The organism is Nostoc sp. XA010, assembly GCF_020829625.1.
Lineage (GTDB): Bacteria > Cyanobacteriota > Cyanobacteriia > Cyanobacteriales > Nostocaceae > Nostoc.
In genome coordinates this window covers 116,910-136,834 of sequence record NZ_JAIVFX010000008.1, presented here as the reverse complement: position 1 = coordinate 136,834, position 19,925 = coordinate 116,910, and the positions used below count along the sequence as shown (strand labels likewise).

Below are 19,925 nucleotides of genomic sequence, written 5' to 3'. Positions count from 1 at the left end.
AAAACTAACAACTATCCCAACTAATTATCCAAACCGATAGCCAAAACCTCTTACAGTCACAATATATTCGGGATGACTGGGGTCTTGCTCTAATTTTTCCCGCAACCACCGAATGTGAACGTCTACAGTTTTACTATCGCCAACAAAATCTGGCCCCCAAACCTGATCTAGCAATTGTTCCCGTGACCATACCCTGCGGGCATAACTCATAAACAGTTCCAGCAAGCGGAACTCTTTGGGGGAAAGACTCACCTCAGTACCACGAACTAGCACGCGGCATTCTTGGGGATTCAAGGTGATATCCTTGAATTTTAATACTGGTACTTGTGGTAAATTACTTAAGCGTTGGCGGCGGAGTAGAGCACGACAACGAGCCACTAACTCTCGCATACTAAAGGGTTTAGTCAGGTAGTCATCTGCTCCCACCTCTAAGCCCAGCACGCGGTCAGTTTCACTACCCTTAGCACTCAGCATTAAAATTGGCACTGGGTTGCCTTGATGACGCAACAAACGGCAAATATCTAGCCCATTGATTTGCGGCAGCATCAAATCAAGAATGAGCAAATCAAAGGGAAGTTCCCCCGAATTGGTTTCAAAACTTTTGAGATACTCTATAGCAGACCGCCCATCGCGTGCTGTTGTTACCCCATAACCTTCCTCTTCAAGGGCTACAGCTAGCATTTCCTGGATTAATTCTTCATCTTCTACTACTAGAATTCGGCTGGCTTGTCCAATGTCCGTTCTAGCAGAATATTTGGTCGATTCAGTGGTATACATTGATATCACAAAAGTCTAGGACTGTGCTTGTATCAATTAGGATGATTAAATTTATTATCTAGCCTTACTGCAACCACACTTCTATTAGGGTTGATTCTTTTAGATTTTCTTTACAAAAAGTAACATAAGTCACAGCACCTCCTAAATCAAAAATCACTGTGGTTGCAAGCTTCTAATTGTCTTGACAAAAGCAGATTAAGTTGAGTATATTCGCTTGAGTACAAAAGTACTATAAATTCAAAGGGAAAACATAGCAGTTTTCCTTTGTATGTAATACACTCCGACCTTTGTAGGTTTGAATCTTACTCCTCTTCCCTTCTAGAGAAGAGGCTGAGGGTTAGGTCATTATTGGACTCAACTGAGAAACGCTACATACCTGAAAAATATTATGTGGAAAATTCGTACTACCTAAGTGTCCTGTGCTGATCTTTCCGTATTTACACTGCGTTAAAAATATTGATTTTAAAGCTATTGTGATGTCTGCATAGGGTAGTCATTGGTATGGCTTGCTACCCAATAAATCATTGCCTATTGAAGGGAGTTGGAAGATGACTACAGTTGGAGTCAAGGACAGCAAACAACAACTAATGCAAGCATTTCAACAAATTATTATCCAAAGAAAAAAGCTGGAATCTAAAATAGCAACCAAACAAGAGGAAGCAATTTCTGAGAAAGAGAAACAATTTGAAGAATTAAAAGCAAAGGTAGAGGCTTTTCCGAAAGATAAGGAAGCAGCTATCAAAAAAGCTACAGAAGAAGGCAAAGGCATTGCCCATTACCAAGCTAAAGTAAAATCAGATTTATATTGTAAAGAAGTGGAAGGGCAAAAGCACTTCTATGAACAAAGGCTGCAATCTCTAGAACAAACTATCACTAATCAAGAGACGCGGATTCAAAATCTTTCTAAACAACTTGAATCTGCTCTCAAACAAGTTCAGGATTTGGCAGTTAAAGCTATTGAAGGTACTTCAAATGTTAATTTATATCAGGCAATCAAAGAAATAGCTTTAGAGCAAGCAAAGACTCAAGCGAAAAACAAATAAGCTAATTTATTTTTGATGACAATTTATAGAGACTTAATTTAAATTAAGTCTCTACAAGGAACTATAGCGCTTCTCAGTGAGTACGTACAGAATCCCACCCCCTGCAAGCGAGGAGCTTGCTCTGATGTACCTTATATAATGTTTTTTATTCGGTTTTATTTGGTCTTTTGATGTCTGCGGGAGGCTGTGGTTTCTTTTTCTTTGTTCCGGTAGCCTGTGTTTTCTTAAATGCTTGATTGGAATTTGATTCTTGACTAGACATAATACTAAATTTTAAAATTTCCTACAATATTATCTACATCATGGGTATTGTTAATTACAGAAATATATCACAGAAAATTGCAGTTTACCTAGAAAAGTTAGTAAATAATGTTACATGTTTAAAAAACTTTACTTTTAACTGAATAAATACAAATCTTAATATATGAGTCAGCGAGTTTAAGTGTATTGGGTGGGCAATTTAACCAAACTTGATATTATTGCGCTAATGCCTCACGCACCCACTGCCTAAATGCTCGTCGCGCTGTACTAGATCCTTCTGTAAGGCTGAATTGCAAAAACTGCAATATTCCTTCAATCACAGGTAAATTCCCAAATGTGGGGCTAGTTTCCATCTCAACGTATTCTGCTTGATTTAAGACAAATACTTGCAACTTACCACCTCCGTAACACCAAAGTTCAGGTACACCCAACGCCACGTAAGCACTAACCTGGGTCTTTGAGGTAACATCGATTTCAATTGCTAAATCTGGTGGTGGATCAATTGACAAATCTAACCGTCGCTTGGCGATCATTTGGCGAGCATTTTTGCAAGCACTGCCCTGGTTGAAGGTCGATCTGGCGCAGTTGCAGTGTAACAACCATTTCATCCTCCGTACCGTTCACTTTTTAGCTAAAACAAATAGCCGGACTTGTTAAGAGAAGCCACTACTGTACTCGGAGTCCAAAGTACAGTGTGTTTTCACGAAAGGGAGAAAATGTCAAGCAAAGGTAGAAAAATCTAGATTGGGGGGGATATCCTGAATCCGGCCAGGCCCGATCGCTCGCAACGCTTCTTTGAGTAAAATATCCCCAGTATACAAGGCACGTCCAACAATCACACCAGTCACGCCTTGAGGTTCTAAGGCTAACAAACTCAACAAATCGGTAACAGAACTTACCCCGCCAGAGGCAATTATTGGGATGGAAATTACTGCTGCAAGTTCTCGCAAAGCTTCTAAATTGGGGCCGATAAGTGTACCATCCCGGTGGATATCTGTGTAAATGATGGCGGCTGCACCCAATTCTTGCATTTGTACAGCCAGTTGGGTTGCTAAAACTTCTGAGGTTTCTAACCAACCGCGAGTTGCTACGCGGCCATTACGAGCATCAATACCGATGATAATCTGTTCGGGAAATTCTTGGCAGAGTTCTTGCACTAACTGGGGTTGTTCTACGGCGATGGTTCCGAGAATTGCCCACTGTATGCCTAGATTGAATACTTGTTGCACGCTGCTGCGATCGCGCAATCCCCCACCAATTTCAATGGGCACTGACACCGCATGAGCGATCGCTTCAATTGCCCCTAGGTTTACTACTTTACCTGCTTTGGCACCATCTAAATCAACTATATGTAATCTAGTAGCACCTTGATCTACCCACTGTTTGGCAACATCAGCAGGGTTATCGCTAAAAACTTGGGAGCGATCATAGTCTCCCTGATATAGTCGCACACAGCGACCTTCTAATAAATCAATTGCTGGAATTACATCCATTTACTTTTTCCTCATTGCAATTAAAACTCTAGCTATAGCTGGGTTTATTATCTTTAGTTTTTCATTTTTAATTGCCTTACAGCTTGCCCAAAACCCAGCACAAGCAAGATATTAGAAAGAGTCAAAAATACTTCTGCACCACCGTGCAACCAATCCACATCTGCCAAAGACTTGCCATAATGCAATACAGCATAAATTCCGGCTGGGATAGTGATGGCAACAAAGACGAGAGTACCGTAAAATCCATACAGCGCTAAACGCGGCATTTGTGGACTGCGGCTGATAAACCACAAGAAACCCAAATAGGGAAACAGTGAAAGTGCAAACAGGGTTTCTTTAGAAATCATTGCTCTGATTTGATAGGTTTTGGTTCAACAGTGTCAGGAGGCTTGGTAGAACGCCAAATCAAATACGCTGCTGCCCAAAGCGTAAAATTACCAACTAAGGTCATGGTAGCTTGAAGCGTTACCAACCATTCTAGAGATTCGGCGTTGTCGAAATAATGCCAGGTACAAGCACACATGGCGCTGACTAAAGCTGGTAACATGGCAAGGGATAATCCCCACCAATTGCGATTACCAGTGAGTTCGCCGTAAGTCCAAATTAACCAAATGGCGACAATCCACTCAATAACGCTAGAAATATGAATAATCCAGGTGGGAATCGAAAGGGCTTGCATAGAGTGGGGATTGGGGAGTAGGGAGTTAAGAGTTAAGAGTTAGTAGTTTTCACATCTTTATATAGATATGGCTACGTTAAAAAAGTTGTTAATTTAAAATCCAAAATGGTCAAGATGCGGGCGTTATTATCTGGATATTACGGTAAAGGTAATGGTGGTGACGAAGCTTTGTTGGCAACGCTTTTGCAAATGTTACCATCTCATGTAACCCCTGTGGTACTTTCGGGGAATCCAGAGGAAACGCGCGATCGCTACAATGTAGAAACCTGCGATCGCATGGCTCCTTTACCTGTACTGCAAGCTTTACGCTCAAGTGATGCCTTGATTTGGGGCGGCGGGAGTCTCATCCAAGATGTTACCAGTACTATCAGCCCATTTTATTATGGCGGACTGATGGCATTGGCGCAGAGAATGGGTTTGAAAACTGTTGCTTGGGCGCAGGGTATTGGCCCGTTAGTGCGCCCGCAAACTCGTTGGTTGGCACGGCAAACCTTTGGTAATTGTACCAAAATTAGTGTCCGCGATCGCGCCAGTGCGGCTTTATTATCTGATTGGCAAATTCCTTGTATTATAGCTCCTGACCCGGTTTGGGCGTTGGAATCGAAACCAGTTCCAGGACTTTGGGATTTACCTGCGCCGAGAGTTGCGGTAACGTTGCGATCGCATCCTCAGCTTACAGAAACACGTTTAGCAAACTTAACTCGTGCTTTGGTTGACTTCCAAAAAGCTACGCAGGCTTTTATTTTACTACTGCCATTTCAAAAAAGTGAAGATTTAAGTATTGCCGAAGCCATCCAACCACATCTTAAAGATGTTAGCAAGATTTTATGTCTGGAAGATCCGCAACTTTTGAAAGGTGTGTTTCGCGGCGTGGAAATGGCAATTGGGATGCGCTTACACAGCTTGATTATGGCAGCATCTGAAGGTTGTCGCTGCTTTGCTCTCAGTTATGATCCTAAAGTAAATCGTCTCATGGAAGACTTGCAAATGCCTGGATGGGATTTAGCTAGTTTACCCAATGACCCCAATTTCATTAGTCTGACTTGGATGGAGCATTACGCTAATGGCGATCCGTTATCACCAGAGCAAATACAATCTTTAGTAGATAGAGCATTAATGCACCACGAGTTGTTGAGCGATGCTTTATGTAATAAGTAAAATTAAATAATGTTGAGCCAAGAAAATGCAAAACTTATAGAAATTACAAGCTGTACAAAAGAATCATATAGGACTCATATTTGATTTTTGAACAAAACTCAGTACACCTTTATTCCTTCTTCACAGTCCCCAGTCCCCAGTCCCCAGTCCCTTACCTCTAGTGATTCAGAAATCAAAGACGCTCGATAGCGCAGCGTTAGCGACGCAGGAGCGTCTGACTCGCTACCGCTTCGCTATCGGATTGCTATATTGTGTATCTACGTAAATACCTCTTTTCCGGCTTTTATTAATTATTCTTTCCGGGGGAAAGAGAGTAATTGTCAAAATTTTATGAAGCAGTTATAAAAATACCTTAGTATTTATTATCCAAATCGACTTTAGCGATATTATTTACTAAACGCAAAAATAATTATAATGATAAGCTTTGGTTTTTGGAACCTAATTATAGTAATTTTAGTTGCTGTAGTTATCAGAAATAATTGGCGATTAGATGAAGAAAAGGCAGCCTGGAAAAATTCTTTATTCTTAAAATCTTCAGTGATGCAACGGTTGATACAATTTTTTCGTCAACCAATTGTTAACTTCCTCGTCCAAGCAGGTGTTGTATTAGTCGTTACAAGATTCCTCTGTTATACAGGTTGGCTACTTTATTTCCTAAACCAGCCAAATCCACCTTTATGGGATTTTCAGTGGTATTATGTGGCGAGTAAATTGGCTCATCAGCATGTGAGTCCTTTTAATGTCGAGATTTTTAATCAGACTTTCTGTAGCATAACTACGGTGTGTGGCTCTCTTCCACCGTTTGTCTATCCACCTAATATTATTCCTCTCATCTGGTTTCTCGGTTATTTTTCGATGAATACTGCATATAAAATCTCGATTTTAATGCATATATTAGCAATTTGTTTAGCCTTGTGGGGAGCAAATATATTACTAGAGTCTAAGTCACGAGCCTTTAGAACTATTTGCACAATTTCGGCCGCCTTAATTTATGGCGTAGTTCGCGATCTTCAAGTTGGTAATGTTGCAATTTTTATTGCAGTTCTTATCTTATGGATGTTTATCTTCGCTAGAAAAAATCAGGATATTCCAGCAGGAATGTGCTTAGGAATTGCCCTTTTTAAACCAACATTAGCTGCACTATTCGTTCTGTATTTTCTACTTAAAAGACGGTTCTCTCTAGTTTTTGTATCTGTTATCACAGTAACTTGTTTAGCATTTTTAGGTCTAGCCTTGACAGGTAATTCTTTGACACAATTTGTCTCGGATGCATTTCGTGGATTTTCCCTCTGGCAAAACGATCCCGCAGTTAGCCCTTATATATCGATCAGTCGTCTCGATTTGATGGTTGTGGGGCCGAGATTACTTCCCAATAACCCATTCTTTGCCAAGCTTTTGTCAAACTTAATTGTTTTGATACTTCTTGGTTTGGCGGGTTGGTATTGGTATCTACAGCAATCTCTCACCGACTGGTCAAAAAAAATATATTTAGCAGAAATGGCAATAGTTTCTTGCTTGAGTATTGGCATCACCTATTCGCAGGAAACTAGTTCTGTGATGTTAATACCTGCTGTTGTTTTTTTGCTAAATGATTTGCTGTATCAGATCAGGCATTGTAAATTTTCTAGGAGAAGAATGTCTGTTTGGTTAGCAGGGGTTTGCTGTCTTGCAGTGCAAACAGCAGTTATTCATGGCTGGCTCATCCACTCTCTAGCAAACCGATGGAACGTGAAAGCAGGGGAATTGCCATACATTATGAAAATAACTATCTTCGCTCTACCGAGTTATGCAGTTTTAGGAATCACTTTAAGTATTTTAGTCTTAGCAATTAGTTCCCTCCGTCAAAAACAAATGATGAAATTTGGACTTTTGAATGGGGTGGAAACTTAGAACATCAGGAGTCAATTGATCCTAAAGTTTAAAACCACTTTTACCTTTTACCACTGACAATCCCTGGCCATTTAACTTTTTTCTCTTTTTCCCGATGTCAGCAAGATTTTATGTCTGGAAGATCCGCAACTTTTGAAAGGTGTGTTTCGCGGCGTTTAAATGGCAATAGGGATGCGTCCACACAGCTTGATTATGGCTGCATCTGTTGGTTGTCGCTGCTTTGCTCTCAGTTATAACCCTAAGGTAAATCGTCTCATGGAAGACTTGGAAATGCCTGGATGGGATTTAGCAAGTTTACCAGATGATCCAAACCTGATTAGTCTGACTTGGATGGAGCATTATGCTAATGGCGATCCGTTATCACCAGAGAAAATAAAATCTTTGCTATATCGCGCATTGATGGATCGTGAGTTGTTAAAGGAAGCGTTAACAGGTTAACAGCGCACACAATTTTTGACTGCCATCTTTGTTATGAAATCCAGCTTTGGAACTTGTCAGAAACAGGTGATTAACTTTACCAGAAAGATGGTGGGGTTAGCTGGCATCTAACGAATCAAATCATGTTGCCAATCTCATAAACTTAGTATAAATTAGGATTATCTAGCACCAATATTAACTCAGTATTAACACTGAAATGCTATTTAACTCCTACGCCTTTATTTTTTGTTTTTTACCAATTACCCTCATCGGCTTTTTCAGCTTGACTAAATGGCGTCTAACTCAAGTCGCTTTAGCCTGGTTGGTGATTGCTTCCTTAGGCTTCTATAGTTACTGGAGTATTGCTTATCTACCTCTGCTGTTGATTTCGATTGGGATCAACTATCAAGTTGGTAAACGTATCAGCAAATCTGGCCTTGGTAGTAGGCAAGCTAAAAGTTTACTTTGGGCAGGTATTTGCTTTAACCTGGCGCTACTGGCGTATTACAAGTACGCTAACTTTTTCATAAATTCCGTTGAACAGGTACTCAACGCGAACTGGAGTATCCCCCAAATCATTCTGCCACTAGGTATTTCGTTTTACACGTTCACTCAAACAGCTTACTTAGTAGATGCTTACCGTGGTGAGACTAAAAATTATAATTTTTTAACTTACAGCTTATTTGTTACTTTTTTCCCGCACTTAATTGCTGGACCGATTTTGCACCATAGCGATACAATTCCCCAATTCTATCGCTTGCGAAATCTGGTCTTCTCCCACAAGGCTATGGCTGTAGGTGTGACGTGGTTTACTCTAGGGCTATTTAAGAAGGTAATTATTGCTGACACTGTGGCGCCTTGGGTTAACCCTGTTTTTAGCAATGCGAGTGCAGTCAGTTTTTTAGAAGCTTGGGTGGGGGCAGTCAGTTATACCCTGCAACTATACTTCGATTTTTCTGGTTACTCGGATATGGCGGTTGGCTTGGGGTTGATGCTCAACATTCAGCTACCCATTAACTTTGATTCCCCTTACAAAGCCACTTCTATTATTGATTTTTGGCGTCGCTGGCACATTACACTCTCTAATTTTCTGCGTGATTATCTCTATATCCCTCTTGGCGGTAATCGTCGGGGGGCAGTGAAGCGCTACATCAATCTTTTGATCACAATGCTACTAGGTGGACTATGGCATGGCGCAGGCTGGACATATTTAGTCTGGGGTGGACTGCATGGACTGTATCTCTGTATCAATCATGGGTGGCGCAAACTGGGTAAGCCATTGCCAAAATTCCTGGCTTGGGCAATTACATTTATTGCTGTGATGATTAGCTGGGTGTTATTTCGCTCTCAAAGTATCCATGATGCTGTGGAATTGCTGGGGACAATGGCGGGAATGAAGGGACTGGCATTAACAGAAGGATACCAGACTAGCCTGCAATGGCTGAGGGCTTTCGGGGTCAAGTTTCAGCAGAGTTACCCTTATATGCCAAGTAAAGACAAGCTGATTATCCTTGTGGGACTAATGCTATGGGTTATTTTGCTACCAAATACACAGCAAGTTATGCAGTGGTTTCAACCTAAGTGGTGGTGGGCGGTAGGTGTGAGTGCGATCGCATTTTACTGCCTATTATCACTCAATCAAGTCTCAGAGTTCCTTTACTTCCAATTTTAGATTAGGTATGGCTATCAAAGCTTATAAGCGATTCAACTCCATTTTTCTGACCCTAGTTTCTTTCAATCTGCTCGCTGTTGGTCTCTTTAATATTCTCATAGACCCCTATGGCGTGTTCAACACTTATATGATGCAGGGTGTTAATCAGATAAAACCGACAAGACTTAATCACACCAGATTAACAAAAGCAGTAGATGTGACTCGCATTAAACCGAAAACAATTCTGCTGGGTTCATCTACCGCACTCAGGCTATCTCCAGTTCATCCAGTTTTTGTAAATACCCAGCCTGCTTATAACTTAGGCTTACCGGGAGCAGGTATGCAAGAACAGTTACTTTATTTCCAACACGCCTTGATTAATCAGCCTGACTTAAAACAGTTAATAATTAGCTTAGATTTTTTTTCTTTTGGGGTTGGTGTTAAAAAAGCACCCGATTTTATTGAGGACAGACTGCAAAAAAACAGAATTACTACTCAAGACGCCTTGAATGCCATTTTTTCCTTGAGTGCCTTTAAATCTAGTTGGGACACCCTAGCTGCGAATAGAGCCTCAAAGACTAGTGTTTCTGCCTTGACAGGCTTGGAAAATCAAAGCGGCGTAACTCCAGACCAGGGCAATAGTAGAGTTCTGAAGAACTTCCAAGTAGTTATATCCAGCTACTTTCAACAAGAAGAACGATATAAAAACTATCAGATTTCAAATGAGCGACTCAAGGACTTTAAGACAATCATTGATATCTGCCGTCAGCGAAAGATCGCTGTCAAAGTCTTTTTTTCACCGACACACGCTGTGCAGTTGCAAGCTTTGCACCTAGCTGGATTGTCGTCAGCTTATAAAGATTGGCAGCGGCAGGTTGTCAAAATTATCCCAACTTGGGATTTCACTGGCTACAGTCAAATCAACACAGAGTCTATGAGTGGCGAGATGAAAAATTACGTAGATGGCGCTCATTATCAGTATCGAATCGCAGATTTGATTTTGAACAGAATGTTTCAGTACCAGCTGGAAACTGTGCCTTCAGATTTTGGAGTACTGCTGACTCCAAAGACGATTGAACCCCATTTTGCTGCCGTTCGTGCAGATCAAATTGTGTGGGAGAAAAATAACCCCAAGATGATCAAATTTGTGCAGGATTTGTATGCTAAGGCTAATCGATAATTGAACTAAGCCAAGCTGACAATTCCTGACCATTGAACTTTTTTCTCTTTCTCCCGGCGGTAAGAAAAGAAATGCTCTGGAGTTTGGAAAGTACAATAAGGTGCGATCGCAATTTGTTCTGCACTAATCCCCATGTTTTCCAGTTGTAAGGTATTCACTCGCCGGACATCTAACCTTACCTTTCCAGGATTGGGATCTTCCAGTAAGGGTGAATTTGGTAATTCATATAATGCTTGAACAATTTTTTCTTCGTCTTCATGTGGTATAATAGTAGCCCCAATTTCGGCAGCCACTTCGATAGAGACTTGGTAAACCTCACCAGCGATCGCTGGCCCCATCGCAATACGTAAATCATCAAGCTTACTGCCTTGAGATTGTAATCGAGCGATCGCTAAGGGGACAATCTTCTTGGCAGTCCCTCGCCAGCCCGCGTGTAATGCTGCCACCCGTCCAGTTTGCACATCCCCAATCAGCACGGGTGTACAATCTGCACTAGCTACCCAAACGGCTTGGAGAGGCTGTTCGCTAACTAAACCATCTGCCGATGCTAAATCCTCCTCAGCAGTGCTTAAGAAGCTTTCAACTTCTTGAGGGGTGAGAACAGTATTGCCATGAACCTGCTTTAAGCGATAGACTGATGCCTCTGGTTGCAATACTTCTGTGATAACTTGTGGCGATCGCGGCCAAAACTGCTGGGTAAAGAAGCCGTGATGCCAACGTTCCAGAATACTACAAGTTAGATAGGGCAGTCCTTCCCAATTGCGCCAGTGCCAAGTGTGCATCTTCAACCAAACCTAAACAGAAATCACTCATCAGCCAATCAATGCTAACTTGAACAACGGAATTTGGGTTAACTGCTGTGGGATTTAATTTGCAAAACTTGGAAGCAGCCTTGAAAGCTGGGCGTAAGTATACATATTTACCATTTTCCCTCCACTTTTTTGAAAGTGTATCTTCAACAAATCAAACCCTCTGGAACTTACTTAACCAAGGGGCTATTTCCGGAACAGTCGTAATCGCAACTGTGCAATCTGCTGGACGGGGACAATGGGGCCGTGAGTGGATTTCTCCGGTTGGCGGATTATATATTTCCGTAGCGATTTCTTTAGACCACAAAATAGAGGCTACTGACAGCTACCAGCTAACTTTCGCTACTGCTTGGGGGATTGCGTCTCAATTGCGCCAATGCGGTGTAGATGTTGGGATAAAATGGCCCAACGATTTGGTTTTAAATGGTCGAAAACTAGGCGGTATTTTGACAGAAACCAAAGTAAACAAAGGACAAATCACTCAAGCAGTAATTGGTGTTGGTATTAACTGGACAAACCCAGTACCCGAAACTGGAATCAATCTGGAATCGTGGCAAGCTTCCCAAGATTTCAGACCAATTTCTTGTCTAGAAATGCTAACCTCTAGGGTCTTGCTGGGAATAGAATCCGGTATGGAGTGCCTTTACCAAGAAGGAATAAAGGTACTCTTGTCTCGCTATTTAGATTTGCTTATAAATATGGGCGATCGGGTCTATATCAACAATCTTTCAGGTAAAGTAGTTGGGGTGACTTCTCAAGGAAATTTAAGAGTTGATTTAGAAACACATGAAACAAAGGAACTAATTACACCGGAAATTTATATTGAACCCGGTACAATCAGTTTGGGGTACCATAAATCTTCCGTTTAAATTTGAGGTTTGTTCAAAATTCCGCTCTTTGGGCAAGACAAACCACTAGCATCATCTCTTTAGGCTAATTACACACAACTGAGAGAACAAATGACGCAGCGCAATAATTCTGCCCCTCATCGTTTGCATTACTTATGGCAGCAAGGTCTAACAAAAAAACGTTTTGCCTCAACACTACCAGCCCAGAGCCTCTGTTGGCTGAGTAGCGTCAGCCTCCTTAGCGGCGGCTTTGTGTTTGCTCAAACGGAAACACAAATAGACAACATCGTTCCCACAGTTGAAAATTCACAGTCAACAGCATTTACAAATCCAGTTAAACAGCAGGCTGTTGCGCCGGAAGCCGCTCAAGCCCAACCGGAATTTTCCCAACGGCGAGCCAGACTCAGAAAGAGATTAGGCAAGCCAGAGGTTGCTCAATCAAAAGAGCCAGTTAGGCAGTCTATACCTAAAATCGAAGCTGCCCAACCTGTTGTGATTATCAGACAGTCAAAACCCAAGGTAGAAGCATCCCAAGTTACTCCTGCACGGGTGAGACAGGAAAAACCCAATACCCCTTTCCGCTCTTCACCTGAAAAACTTCCAGAAGTTGCTCAACCATCAAATAACTCGAACAGCCCTGTCAGTGCAACTGCGGGGAAAATCAAGGATTATAATAACGCCTATATTGATCCTAATAGTTATGACAGTGGTGCTACAGGTACTTATCAAGCACCAAATTCTGTAATTCTCACAGAACGCTCCAGTGGTTGTCGAGCCATTTTGCCATCAGGACAAAGTGTATTAGGCGGCGTTTGCGCCAAAGTACCGCAAAGGAGTGTAGCTGATTCTAATAGTAAACCAGCACCTACTTGGCTCAAAAGAAGTCAAAATGCCCAATTACCAGTAGTTTCACCTGTGCGGCAGATTGCATCTTCTACTGGCAACACCAGTAGATGGCGTGGTACTCCAACTCAAAGTGGTTCTAGCGGTGTCACCAAGAGCGGATTTCGCGCGAATCGGTTTATCCCAAGTCCCGCCGAGTTCAGCCCCACCAGAGTGAGTGCAACTCCCATCGCACCCAGTGGCGGTACTTTACCTCCACCAATGGCAGATGGCAACATTGCACCCCGGCCCAGCAACGTAGCTTACGACTTCTCACTAGCATCAGTATTGCCGCAAATCCCCTACGTGGGGAGAGTTGCATATAGTGGTACGGGAATGATGTATCCCCTGTCTATTCCGGCTTCCATCACTTCTGTATTTGGTTGGCGAGTTCATCCAATCACAGGTAATCAACGCTTCCATGCTGGTACAGACATAGGTGCGCCTACGGGAACACCAGTTTTGGCTGCTGCTGCTGGTCAAGTGGAAACTGCTAACTGGTTGGGCGGTTATGGTTTAACCGTTACCCTGAATCACAAATCGGCTGAACAAACTCTTTACGGTCACATGTCAGAAATCTTTGTTCAACCTGGTCAGTGGGTACAACCTGGAACTGTCATCGGGCGAGTTGGCAGTACCGGTAACTCCACAGGCCCTCACCTGCACTTTGAAGTTCGCCATCTGACACCGAACGGGTGGGTTGCTACTGACCCAGGCGTGCAATTACAAAGCGCTCTGAGTCAGTTAGTACGAGGGTTACAAACTGCTCAGGTAAGCCAAGAACCAGGAAGTTAGATTGGAAAGGGACTGGAAAGTGGGGAGTGGGGAGTGCGAGATGAGGGGGATGAAGGAAAAACTAATGCCCAATGCCGCATTCTCAATACCCTACTCCCTACTCCCTATTCCCTACTCCCCATTCCCCAATTACAAATACCCGTGTTCTGCTAAGAATGCGGGTGTGATGCCATCTATACTAGTTTCATCAATGGTGGTGTGTGGCTTGCCAGGGGAAAGGAATTTTTCGACGTATTTGCCGAGAATATCCCCTTCTAGATTTACCAAACTCCCAGAAACCAAATAGTGAAGATTTGTCTCGCTGTATGTGAGGGGAATTACTGCCACCTTGAATTGAGAGAGTTCTGGCTCATAAGCAGCTACTGTGAGACTGATGCCATTGACGGCTATGCTACCTTTGGGGACAATATACCGTGCGATCGCCTCGGATGCAATAAAGGTCATTTCCCAAGAAGTAGCCGTTTGTTCTGCCACTAGCAATCGACCGATGCCGTCTACATGACCCATCACAAAATGACCGCCAACTTTACTGCCTACCCTTAGCGACGCTTCTAAATTTACATATCTCTGTTGCGTTTGCTCACCTCCCAGAGTTGTGCGGCGTAGAGTTTCCGGTGAAGCCGTGGCAATAAAGCCGTCTTTTAAAACTTTTTCAACTGTCAAGCAAACACCATCTACTGCAACACTGTCACCATAAGCCAAATCTTGCATAATTACTTCACCCGAATCGCTTACACAAGTAATTTGCCAAGAATCGCCCCCTAAGGGTTCCATCGTTCCTAATGCCTGGATTAATCCTGTAAACACGGCTTTTTTGTCAAACTAACTCTATTTATTGCCTACTTTTGCTTGAAATCAATTGGTAATTGTCACAGAAATCTCCAACATCCAAGTATATTTTCTGACTTTTTTTCGTATAGGAATATTAACACATTAGCATCCTTCACAAGGCATACTTGGGTAAGAAGGTTATTGTCTAAGAAGACCAATTTAACTTACTCTGGTTTTCACCACAAGTTCGGAGTTTAATAGAAGCAATTATAGAGAACGAATGCTTATGTTTATTACTGTTGCTCAACCGCCTAAAAAGGGGTACTATTTGTTACACAGCATCCAAGGCTCTCAAAGCATTGTAGAGGCTTAGGCAATGATTGAAATGAAAGTCGCTGGCATAGCATTAGATGCCATAACCCGCAGCCCGATCGTCCTTTTGAAAGATTCTTCAGATCGGCGGGCTTTGCCAATTTACATTGGTCAGGAACAGGCTAGGGCAATTATGGGCGCACTGGAGAATCAGAAGCCTCCCAGACCCTTAACCCACGACCTGATTGTGAATCTTCTAGAGACTTGGAATATGACTCTAGAAAAGGTGATCATTCATTCCCTGCAAAAGGATACATTTTATGCAGCTTTAATCGTCCAGCAAGGCGAGGTCAAAAAAGAAATTGATGCGCGTCCTAGTGATGCGATCGCCATTGCCCTCCGTACAAATACCCCCATTTGGGTAATGGAAGAAGTGATTGCCGATGCTTCTATCCCTGTTGATCGTGATGCAGATGAAGCTGAACAGCAAGCTTTCCGTGAATTTATTTCCAATCTCCGTCCTGAAGATTTGATTAAGCGCTTTGGTAATGACGACAGCTAGGCAATTTTAGATTTTGAATTTTGGATTTTAGATTCAAGGAAAAATCTAAAATCTAAAATCTAAAATCTAAAATTGAATGACTCCTAACTCTTTGTTAAAGATGCAATACCGACGGTTTGGGAAAACGAATCTGCGCCTCTCGGTTTTTTCTCTGGGAACAATGCGCTACTTGGCTGATTTTGAAAATGCTCACCAGACTATTGAACAAGCCTTAGCGCTAGGAATTAATCATCTAGAAACCGCTAGAGGTTATGGCAAAAGTGAGGAGTATCTTGGTAGGGCGCTAAAAGCTGGGTTGTCAGTACCCCGGACGAGGCTTTATATCACTACCAAAATCTCAGCCACAGCAGATGCTGACACCATGCGTCGGTGCATCGACGAATCCCTAGAACGATTACAGCTAGATTATTTAGATTGCTTAGGCGTTCATGGTTTGAACACTTGGCAACATTTAGAGTGGGTGCAAGCCAAAAATGGCTGTATGCAAGCCGTAGAGGAAGCCGTTGCTGATGGTCGAGTGCGACACGTTGGTTTTTCCAGCCACGGGTCATTAGAGCTAATTCAGGCAGCAATAAATACAGATTATTTTGAATTTGTCAATCTGCATTATTACTATTTTTTCCAACGGCACGCACCAGCGATTCAACTAGCTGCCGAAAAGGACATGGGCATTTTCATTATTTCTCCTGCCGATAAGGGAGGACGCCTCTACACACCACCCCAAACTCTAAAAGACCTATGTCAGCCGTATTCACCCTTAGAATTAAGCTATCGATTTTTACTTGCTGACAACCGTATTACTACTTTGAGTATAGGGCCAGCAAACCCAGATGAATTAATGGAACCTTTGCGAGTCGCTGACTACGATGGAGAGTTAACATCAGCAGTAATTTCCACTTTCCAGCAATTAGAAAATCACCAAAAAATTGCTTTGGAAACTGATAAGTGTAGCCAGTGTTATGCTTGTTTGCCTTGTCCAGAAAATATCAATATTCCAGAGGTATTGCGGTTACGTAATCTCGCCGTGGCATACGACATGACTGACTATGGGCAATATCGTTACGGAATGTTTGAAAACGCTGGTCACTGGTTCCCTGGAATGAAAGCCAATCGTTGCACAGAATGCGGCGACTGTTTGCCCCGTTGTCCAGAAAAGTTAGATATTCCAGCTTTGTTGGCAGATACTCACCAAAAATTAAGCGGGAAAGCAGGTAGGAGATTGTGGGGTTGACACTCTCCGGTCTAAAGACTTACTGCTACTACCTTTTGAGCCACTACCCCACTGGACTAAAGTAGCTAGCACCTAGGCTGAGGGGGGTGGCAGTGACCACAGCAGCCAGCAACTCATCATTTGTGGACAAGGTGCGACTACTGTCTGTATCGAGGAAGATACCCTGAGTCGTGCGGCTGCCGAAGGAGTAGCTACCCAGCACATACTCACTCTGTTGTCCCTGGAGCTGAATCTTGTCCTGGCTTGGGTCAAAGTTGAAGATTAAGGCAAACTCTGTCAACCCTGGGGTGCTGTTGTTGCCATCGTCGTACAACGCACGATCTACATTAAACCTATCCGCTTGCCCTAATTGACCTGTCAGCGCGTCAACCTTAGCCGTACTGGTTCTACCTTCACCAAAACCAAAGTTGATGTAGTGTTGGGTTGCAGCCTGAGTATCCAGACCAAAGGCATTAAGCAGATCTCCATGGGAGGCCAAGTAGTCATAGGGGTCAAAGGGGCTAGAACGACCTTCAGCAAAGCCAAAGTTGAAGTAGTGCTGGAGGCCTGTCTGTTCATTTGCTCCAAATGCCTGGATCAAGTCATCATAGGAAGCAATGTACTCTAGACCGTTGAAGGTAACTTGGCGACCTTCAGCTAGACCAAAGTTGGCATAGTGGTTCAGACCCGCCTGTTCATTGGCTCCAAATGCATTGACTAGGTCGTTATAGGAGGCAACATACTTCAGTCCACTGATCGGTGTACGACCTGCATCAAAGCCAAAGTTGATGTAGTGCTGGATGCCTGTCTGTTCATCAGAACCAAAGGCACTAATTAGGTCACCGTAGGAGGCAATGTAGTTGAGCCCGCTAAAAGCGGGTGTGCGACCTTCATCAAAGCCAAAGTCGAAGTAGTGCTGGAGGCCTGTCTGTTCATTTGCTCCAAATGCCTGGATCAAGTCACCATAGGAAGCAATGTACTCTAGACCGTTGAAGGTGATTTGGCGACCTTCAGCTCGTCCGAACTTTTCAAAGTGCTGCTCTCCAGCCTGCTCATTAGCGCCAAAGGCATTAGTCAGGTCGCCGTAGGAGGCAATGTAATTTAGGCCACTAAAGTTGTTAACGTTAACGAGCAGGGGTTCTTCGTAGCTTAAGCCCCCTTGGTCAGTCGTTCTGACTCGAATCGTATAGATGCTCTGAGCCTCGAAGTCGGGTCTGCTATTGATGCGTAACTCATTGCCATTGACGATGCTGAAGGTGGCGTTATCAGTGCTACCTGTGCCGGACACCAAGTTGTAGGTGAAGGTGTTGCTTGTGTTGCTTGCATCAGGGTCAGTGGTGCTGAGGCTGCCAATCAGGCTGTTGGCTGCAACATTCTCGTTAACTGTGGTGTTGCTAAGGCTCAGGTCGGTCGGTACGTTGTTGTTACTGATGAGGTACTTAAAGGCAGCAGAGTTGAGGTCTAACCCAGTGCTATTTTGAAAGACCGCGATGAGTTCATCGGGTTCGCTACCGGGTTTGTCAATGCTGAGGTTTGTGTTGATACCATCGATGTCTAAGCGGTACTGGTTAGACGAACCGAGAAGTTGAACTTTATCTTCTTGGGCATTGAACCCGACAATCAGGGCGTAGTCGCTATTTCCGGTAGTGGTGATGTTGCGATCGTCATAGTAAATACTGGTATCGCTGGCCAGAATGTAGAGATCTGGGCCTTCACCTCCGCTCAGGGTGTCTACCTCTTCAATAAGACTGTTACCAGCCACCCCAACTAGGATATCGGCTCCAGCACCACCACTCAGGACATTATTGCCACTGTTTCCTATGATGCGGTTATCTAAGCTATTACCTGTACCGTTACTATTACCTGTACCTGTTAAGGTGAGGTTTTCTAAGTTCGCACCTAATGTATAAGCTGCAAGAGAGCTAATGACTGTATCAATGCCACCCGCAGCAGAAGCATTGGTTTCAGTGACTACATCTGTAGCGATGTCCACATAATAAATGTCGGAGCCATCACCCCCGATCATATTGTCAGCACCGGCACCCCCGTTCAAACTATCATCACCGGAACCACCAATCAGAATGTCATTTCCTGCTCCACCAGTTAGGGTGTCATCCCCGGCACCGCCATCGATAGTGTAGTTACCCGAAGCCGTAGCCAAAATGGTAACCCTATCGTTGCCATCCCCTGTATCAATGGTGTTAGTGGGGCTGGTTGTAGATGCCGTGACGATATCTGCACCAGAACCAGTTGTAATAATTTGCTTGCCCGCAACAGAGGTTGCGTCCACTACAACTGCACTTGTGCTAGTACTGGTTATGGTTTGTGCGCCTCCAGCAGATGTGGCCTTCACTACGACAAGATTTGCACCATTACCACTACCGTCACCAATCGTCTGCGCCCCCGCTCCGGTGGTAGTTGCAGTGACCGTCTTAAGACCTACACCTTTTATATTCAGTGCCCCGGTCTCAGAGGTTGCTGTCACAGTGGTAGCACCTGAACCCGTTACAATAGTTTGAGCACCTTCTTTGGATGTTGTTCTGAGTGTTGTCGCACCAGTGAATGTGGTCATGGCGATGTCAATCGCACCGGCCCCAGATGTTGCTGTTGTTAGGTTTACGCCTGAGGCTGCAAATGCCGTTTGAAAATTAATACCTGTAGTAATGGTTTGTGCACCATTACCTGTCGTATTGATTACAACATTTTCAATGTTTCTTAGATTAGCCCAAAGAGCATCAGGTGGTGTGATAGCAACGTCCAGAACATGGTCAATATGCAGCGTATCTATACCTAGTCCACCATTGAGGGAATCGCCAGAACTAAAAGTATCCGTTACCGCAGCATCATAAGTCCCATTAAATGTGTCATTGCCTGTGGTGCCAACAATGTTATCCTTGTTGGTGGTTAAAGTGTAAATAGCCATGGTTATTTCTCCAATTCAGTAATGTCAATACCTTTGCCAAAATAAGAGCCTAGAAAAATTTTGGCAAAACTGGCAAAATTACCCCTAATGTAGAGGGCTTAATCTTGGTAGTTAAACCGTAAATATACGTAATTCTTAACTTAAGTAAGTCTTAGAGGATGTTTATTCTGAGCGGCTTCAGTAATACCTGAACATCAGTCAAAACCAAGATTGAGCTATTCCTATTGAGCTTTTCTACCTCAGGGACTATGTTATGCGGCGATC

The 19,925-nt window shown here is 43.3% G+C and carries 16 protein-coding genes and 2 pseudogenes; 10 read left to right on the top strand and 8 right to left on the bottom strand.

Going from position 1 to position 19,925, the window contains the following annotated elements:
• Positions 1-24: 24 nt before the first annotated feature.
• Positions 25-777: a winged helix-turn-helix domain-containing protein gene (locus tag LC608_RS14455; RefSeq protein WP_229554208.1), complete on the bottom strand. Its 753-nt coding sequence runs from the start codon at positions 775-777 to the stop codon at positions 25-27.
• A 653-nt stretch (positions 778-1,430) separates the two neighbouring features.
• On the opposite strand from LC608_RS14455, the pseudogene LC608_RS14450 reads away from it, so the two are divergent.
• A pseudogene (locus tag LC608_RS14450) lies at positions 1,431-1,820 on the top strand (hypothetical protein); the annotation flags it as partial.
• 476 nt (positions 1,821-2,296) lie between these two features.
• Here the strand turns inward: LC608_RS14450 and LC608_RS14445 are convergent.
• From LC608_RS14445 to LC608_RS14430, 4 genes are all read right to left on the bottom strand, one after another.
• Positions 2,297-2,689, bottom strand: a complete 393-nt coding sequence (locus tag LC608_RS14445) for a Uma2 family endonuclease (RefSeq protein WP_229554207.1) — start codon at positions 2,687-2,689, stop codon at positions 2,297-2,299.
• 111 nt (positions 2,690-2,800) lie between these two features.
• Complete coding sequence (gene hisA / locus LC608_RS14440) at positions 2,801-3,574, bottom strand: 1-(5-phosphoribosyl)-5-[(5-phosphoribosylamino)methylideneamino]imidazole-4-carboxamide isomerase (protein ID WP_229554206.1); 774 nt, start codon at positions 3,572-3,574, stop codon at positions 2,801-2,803.
• A gap of 53 nt (positions 3,575-3,627) precedes the next feature.
• Positions 3,628-3,921 carry a DUF3593 domain-containing protein gene (locus LC608_RS14435; RefSeq protein ID WP_109012120.1) on the bottom strand — a complete coding sequence of 98 codons (294 nt, stop codon included), beginning with the start codon at positions 3,919-3,921 and terminating at the stop codon, positions 3,628-3,630.
• Positions 3,918-4,253, bottom strand: coding sequence for a DUF2499 domain-containing protein (locus LC608_RS14430; protein ID WP_229554205.1), 336 nt, complete (start codon positions 4,251-4,253; stop codon positions 3,918-3,920). The genes LC608_RS14435 and LC608_RS14430 overlap by 4 nt, the downstream gene beginning before the upstream one ends.
• A 114-nt stretch (positions 4,254-4,367) precedes the next feature.
• Between LC608_RS14430 and csaB the strand changes: the two genes are divergently transcribed.
• From csaB to LC608_RS14405, 5 genes and pseudogenes are all read left to right on the top strand, one after another.
• On the top strand, positions 4,368-5,411 hold the full coding sequence (gene csaB / locus LC608_RS14425) for a polysaccharide pyruvyl transferase CsaB (protein WP_229554338.1): 1,044 nt from the start codon (positions 4,368-4,370) through the stop codon (positions 5,409-5,411).
• 414 nt (positions 5,412-5,825) lie between these two features.
• Complete coding sequence (locus LC608_RS14420; protein WP_229554204.1) at positions 5,826-7,301, top strand: glycosyltransferase family 87 protein; 1,476 nt, start codon at positions 5,826-5,828, stop codon at positions 7,299-7,301.
• Positions 7,302-7,394: 93 nt separating this feature from the next.
• A pseudogene (locus LC608_RS14415) lies at positions 7,395-7,739 on the top strand (polysaccharide pyruvyl transferase CsaB); the annotation flags it as partial.
• Positions 7,740-7,935: 196 nt separating this feature from the next.
• Positions 7,936-9,390: an MBOAT family protein gene (locus LC608_RS14410; RefSeq protein ID WP_229554203.1), complete on the top strand. Its 1,455-nt coding sequence runs from the start codon at positions 7,936-7,938 to the stop codon at positions 9,388-9,390.
• 127 nt (positions 9,391-9,517) lie between these two features.
• On the top strand, positions 9,518-10,549 hold the full coding sequence (locus tag LC608_RS14405; RefSeq protein ID WP_229554202.1) for a hypothetical protein: 1,032 nt from the start codon (positions 9,518-9,520) through the stop codon (positions 10,547-10,549).
• A gap of 5 nt (positions 10,550-10,554) precedes the next feature.
• Here the strand turns inward: LC608_RS14405 and pgeF are convergent, their stop codons facing one another.
• Positions 10,555-11,331 carry a peptidoglycan editing factor PgeF gene (pgeF, locus tag LC608_RS14400; protein WP_229554201.1) on the bottom strand — a complete coding sequence of 259 codons (777 nt, stop codon included), beginning with the start codon at positions 11,329-11,331 and terminating at the stop codon, positions 10,555-10,557.
• Between the two features lie 77 nt (positions 11,332-11,408).
• Between pgeF and LC608_RS14395 the strand changes: the two genes are divergently transcribed.
• Both LC608_RS14395 and LC608_RS14390 read left to right on the top strand, forming a co-directional pair.
• Complete coding sequence (locus LC608_RS14395; RefSeq protein WP_229554200.1) at positions 11,409-12,227, top strand: biotin--[acetyl-CoA-carboxylase] ligase; 819 nt, start codon at positions 11,409-11,411, stop codon at positions 12,225-12,227.
• A gap of 90 nt (positions 12,228-12,317) precedes the next feature.
• The gene (locus tag LC608_RS14390) at positions 12,318-13,883 is read left to right on the top strand and encodes a M23 family metallopeptidase (protein ID WP_229554199.1); all 1,566 of its coding nucleotides are present in this window, start codon (positions 12,318-12,320) and stop codon (positions 13,881-13,883) included.
• 129 nt (positions 13,884-14,012) lie between these two features.
• On the opposite strand, the gene LC608_RS14385 is transcribed toward LC608_RS14390, so the two are convergent.
• Positions 14,013-14,690 (bottom strand): riboflavin synthase, encoded by a 678-nt coding sequence (locus tag LC608_RS14385; RefSeq protein ID WP_229554198.1) that lies wholly within the window; start codon positions 14,688-14,690, stop codon positions 14,013-14,015.
• 340 nt (positions 14,691-15,030) lie between these two features.
• Here LC608_RS14385 and LC608_RS14380 point away from each other — a divergent pair, with 340 nt between their 5' ends.
• Together LC608_RS14380 and LC608_RS14375 are read left to right on the top strand one after the other, a co-directional pair.
• Positions 15,031-15,528 (top strand): bifunctional nuclease family protein, encoded by a 498-nt coding sequence (locus tag LC608_RS14380; RefSeq protein WP_100901288.1) that lies wholly within the window; start codon positions 15,031-15,033, stop codon positions 15,526-15,528.
• Between the two features lie 100 nt (positions 15,529-15,628).
• Positions 15,629-16,759, top strand: coding sequence for an aldo/keto reductase (locus tag LC608_RS14375; RefSeq protein WP_229554337.1), 1,131 nt, complete (start codon positions 15,629-15,631; stop codon positions 16,757-16,759).
• A 43-nt stretch (positions 16,760-16,802) separates the two neighbouring features.
• Here the strand turns inward: LC608_RS14375 and LC608_RS14370 are convergent, their stop codons facing one another.
• Positions 16,803-19,661, bottom strand: a complete 2,859-nt coding sequence (locus tag LC608_RS14370; RefSeq protein WP_229554197.1) for an S-layer family protein — start codon at positions 19,659-19,661, stop codon at positions 16,803-16,805.
• Between the last annotated feature and the right edge of the window lie 264 nt (positions 19,662-19,925).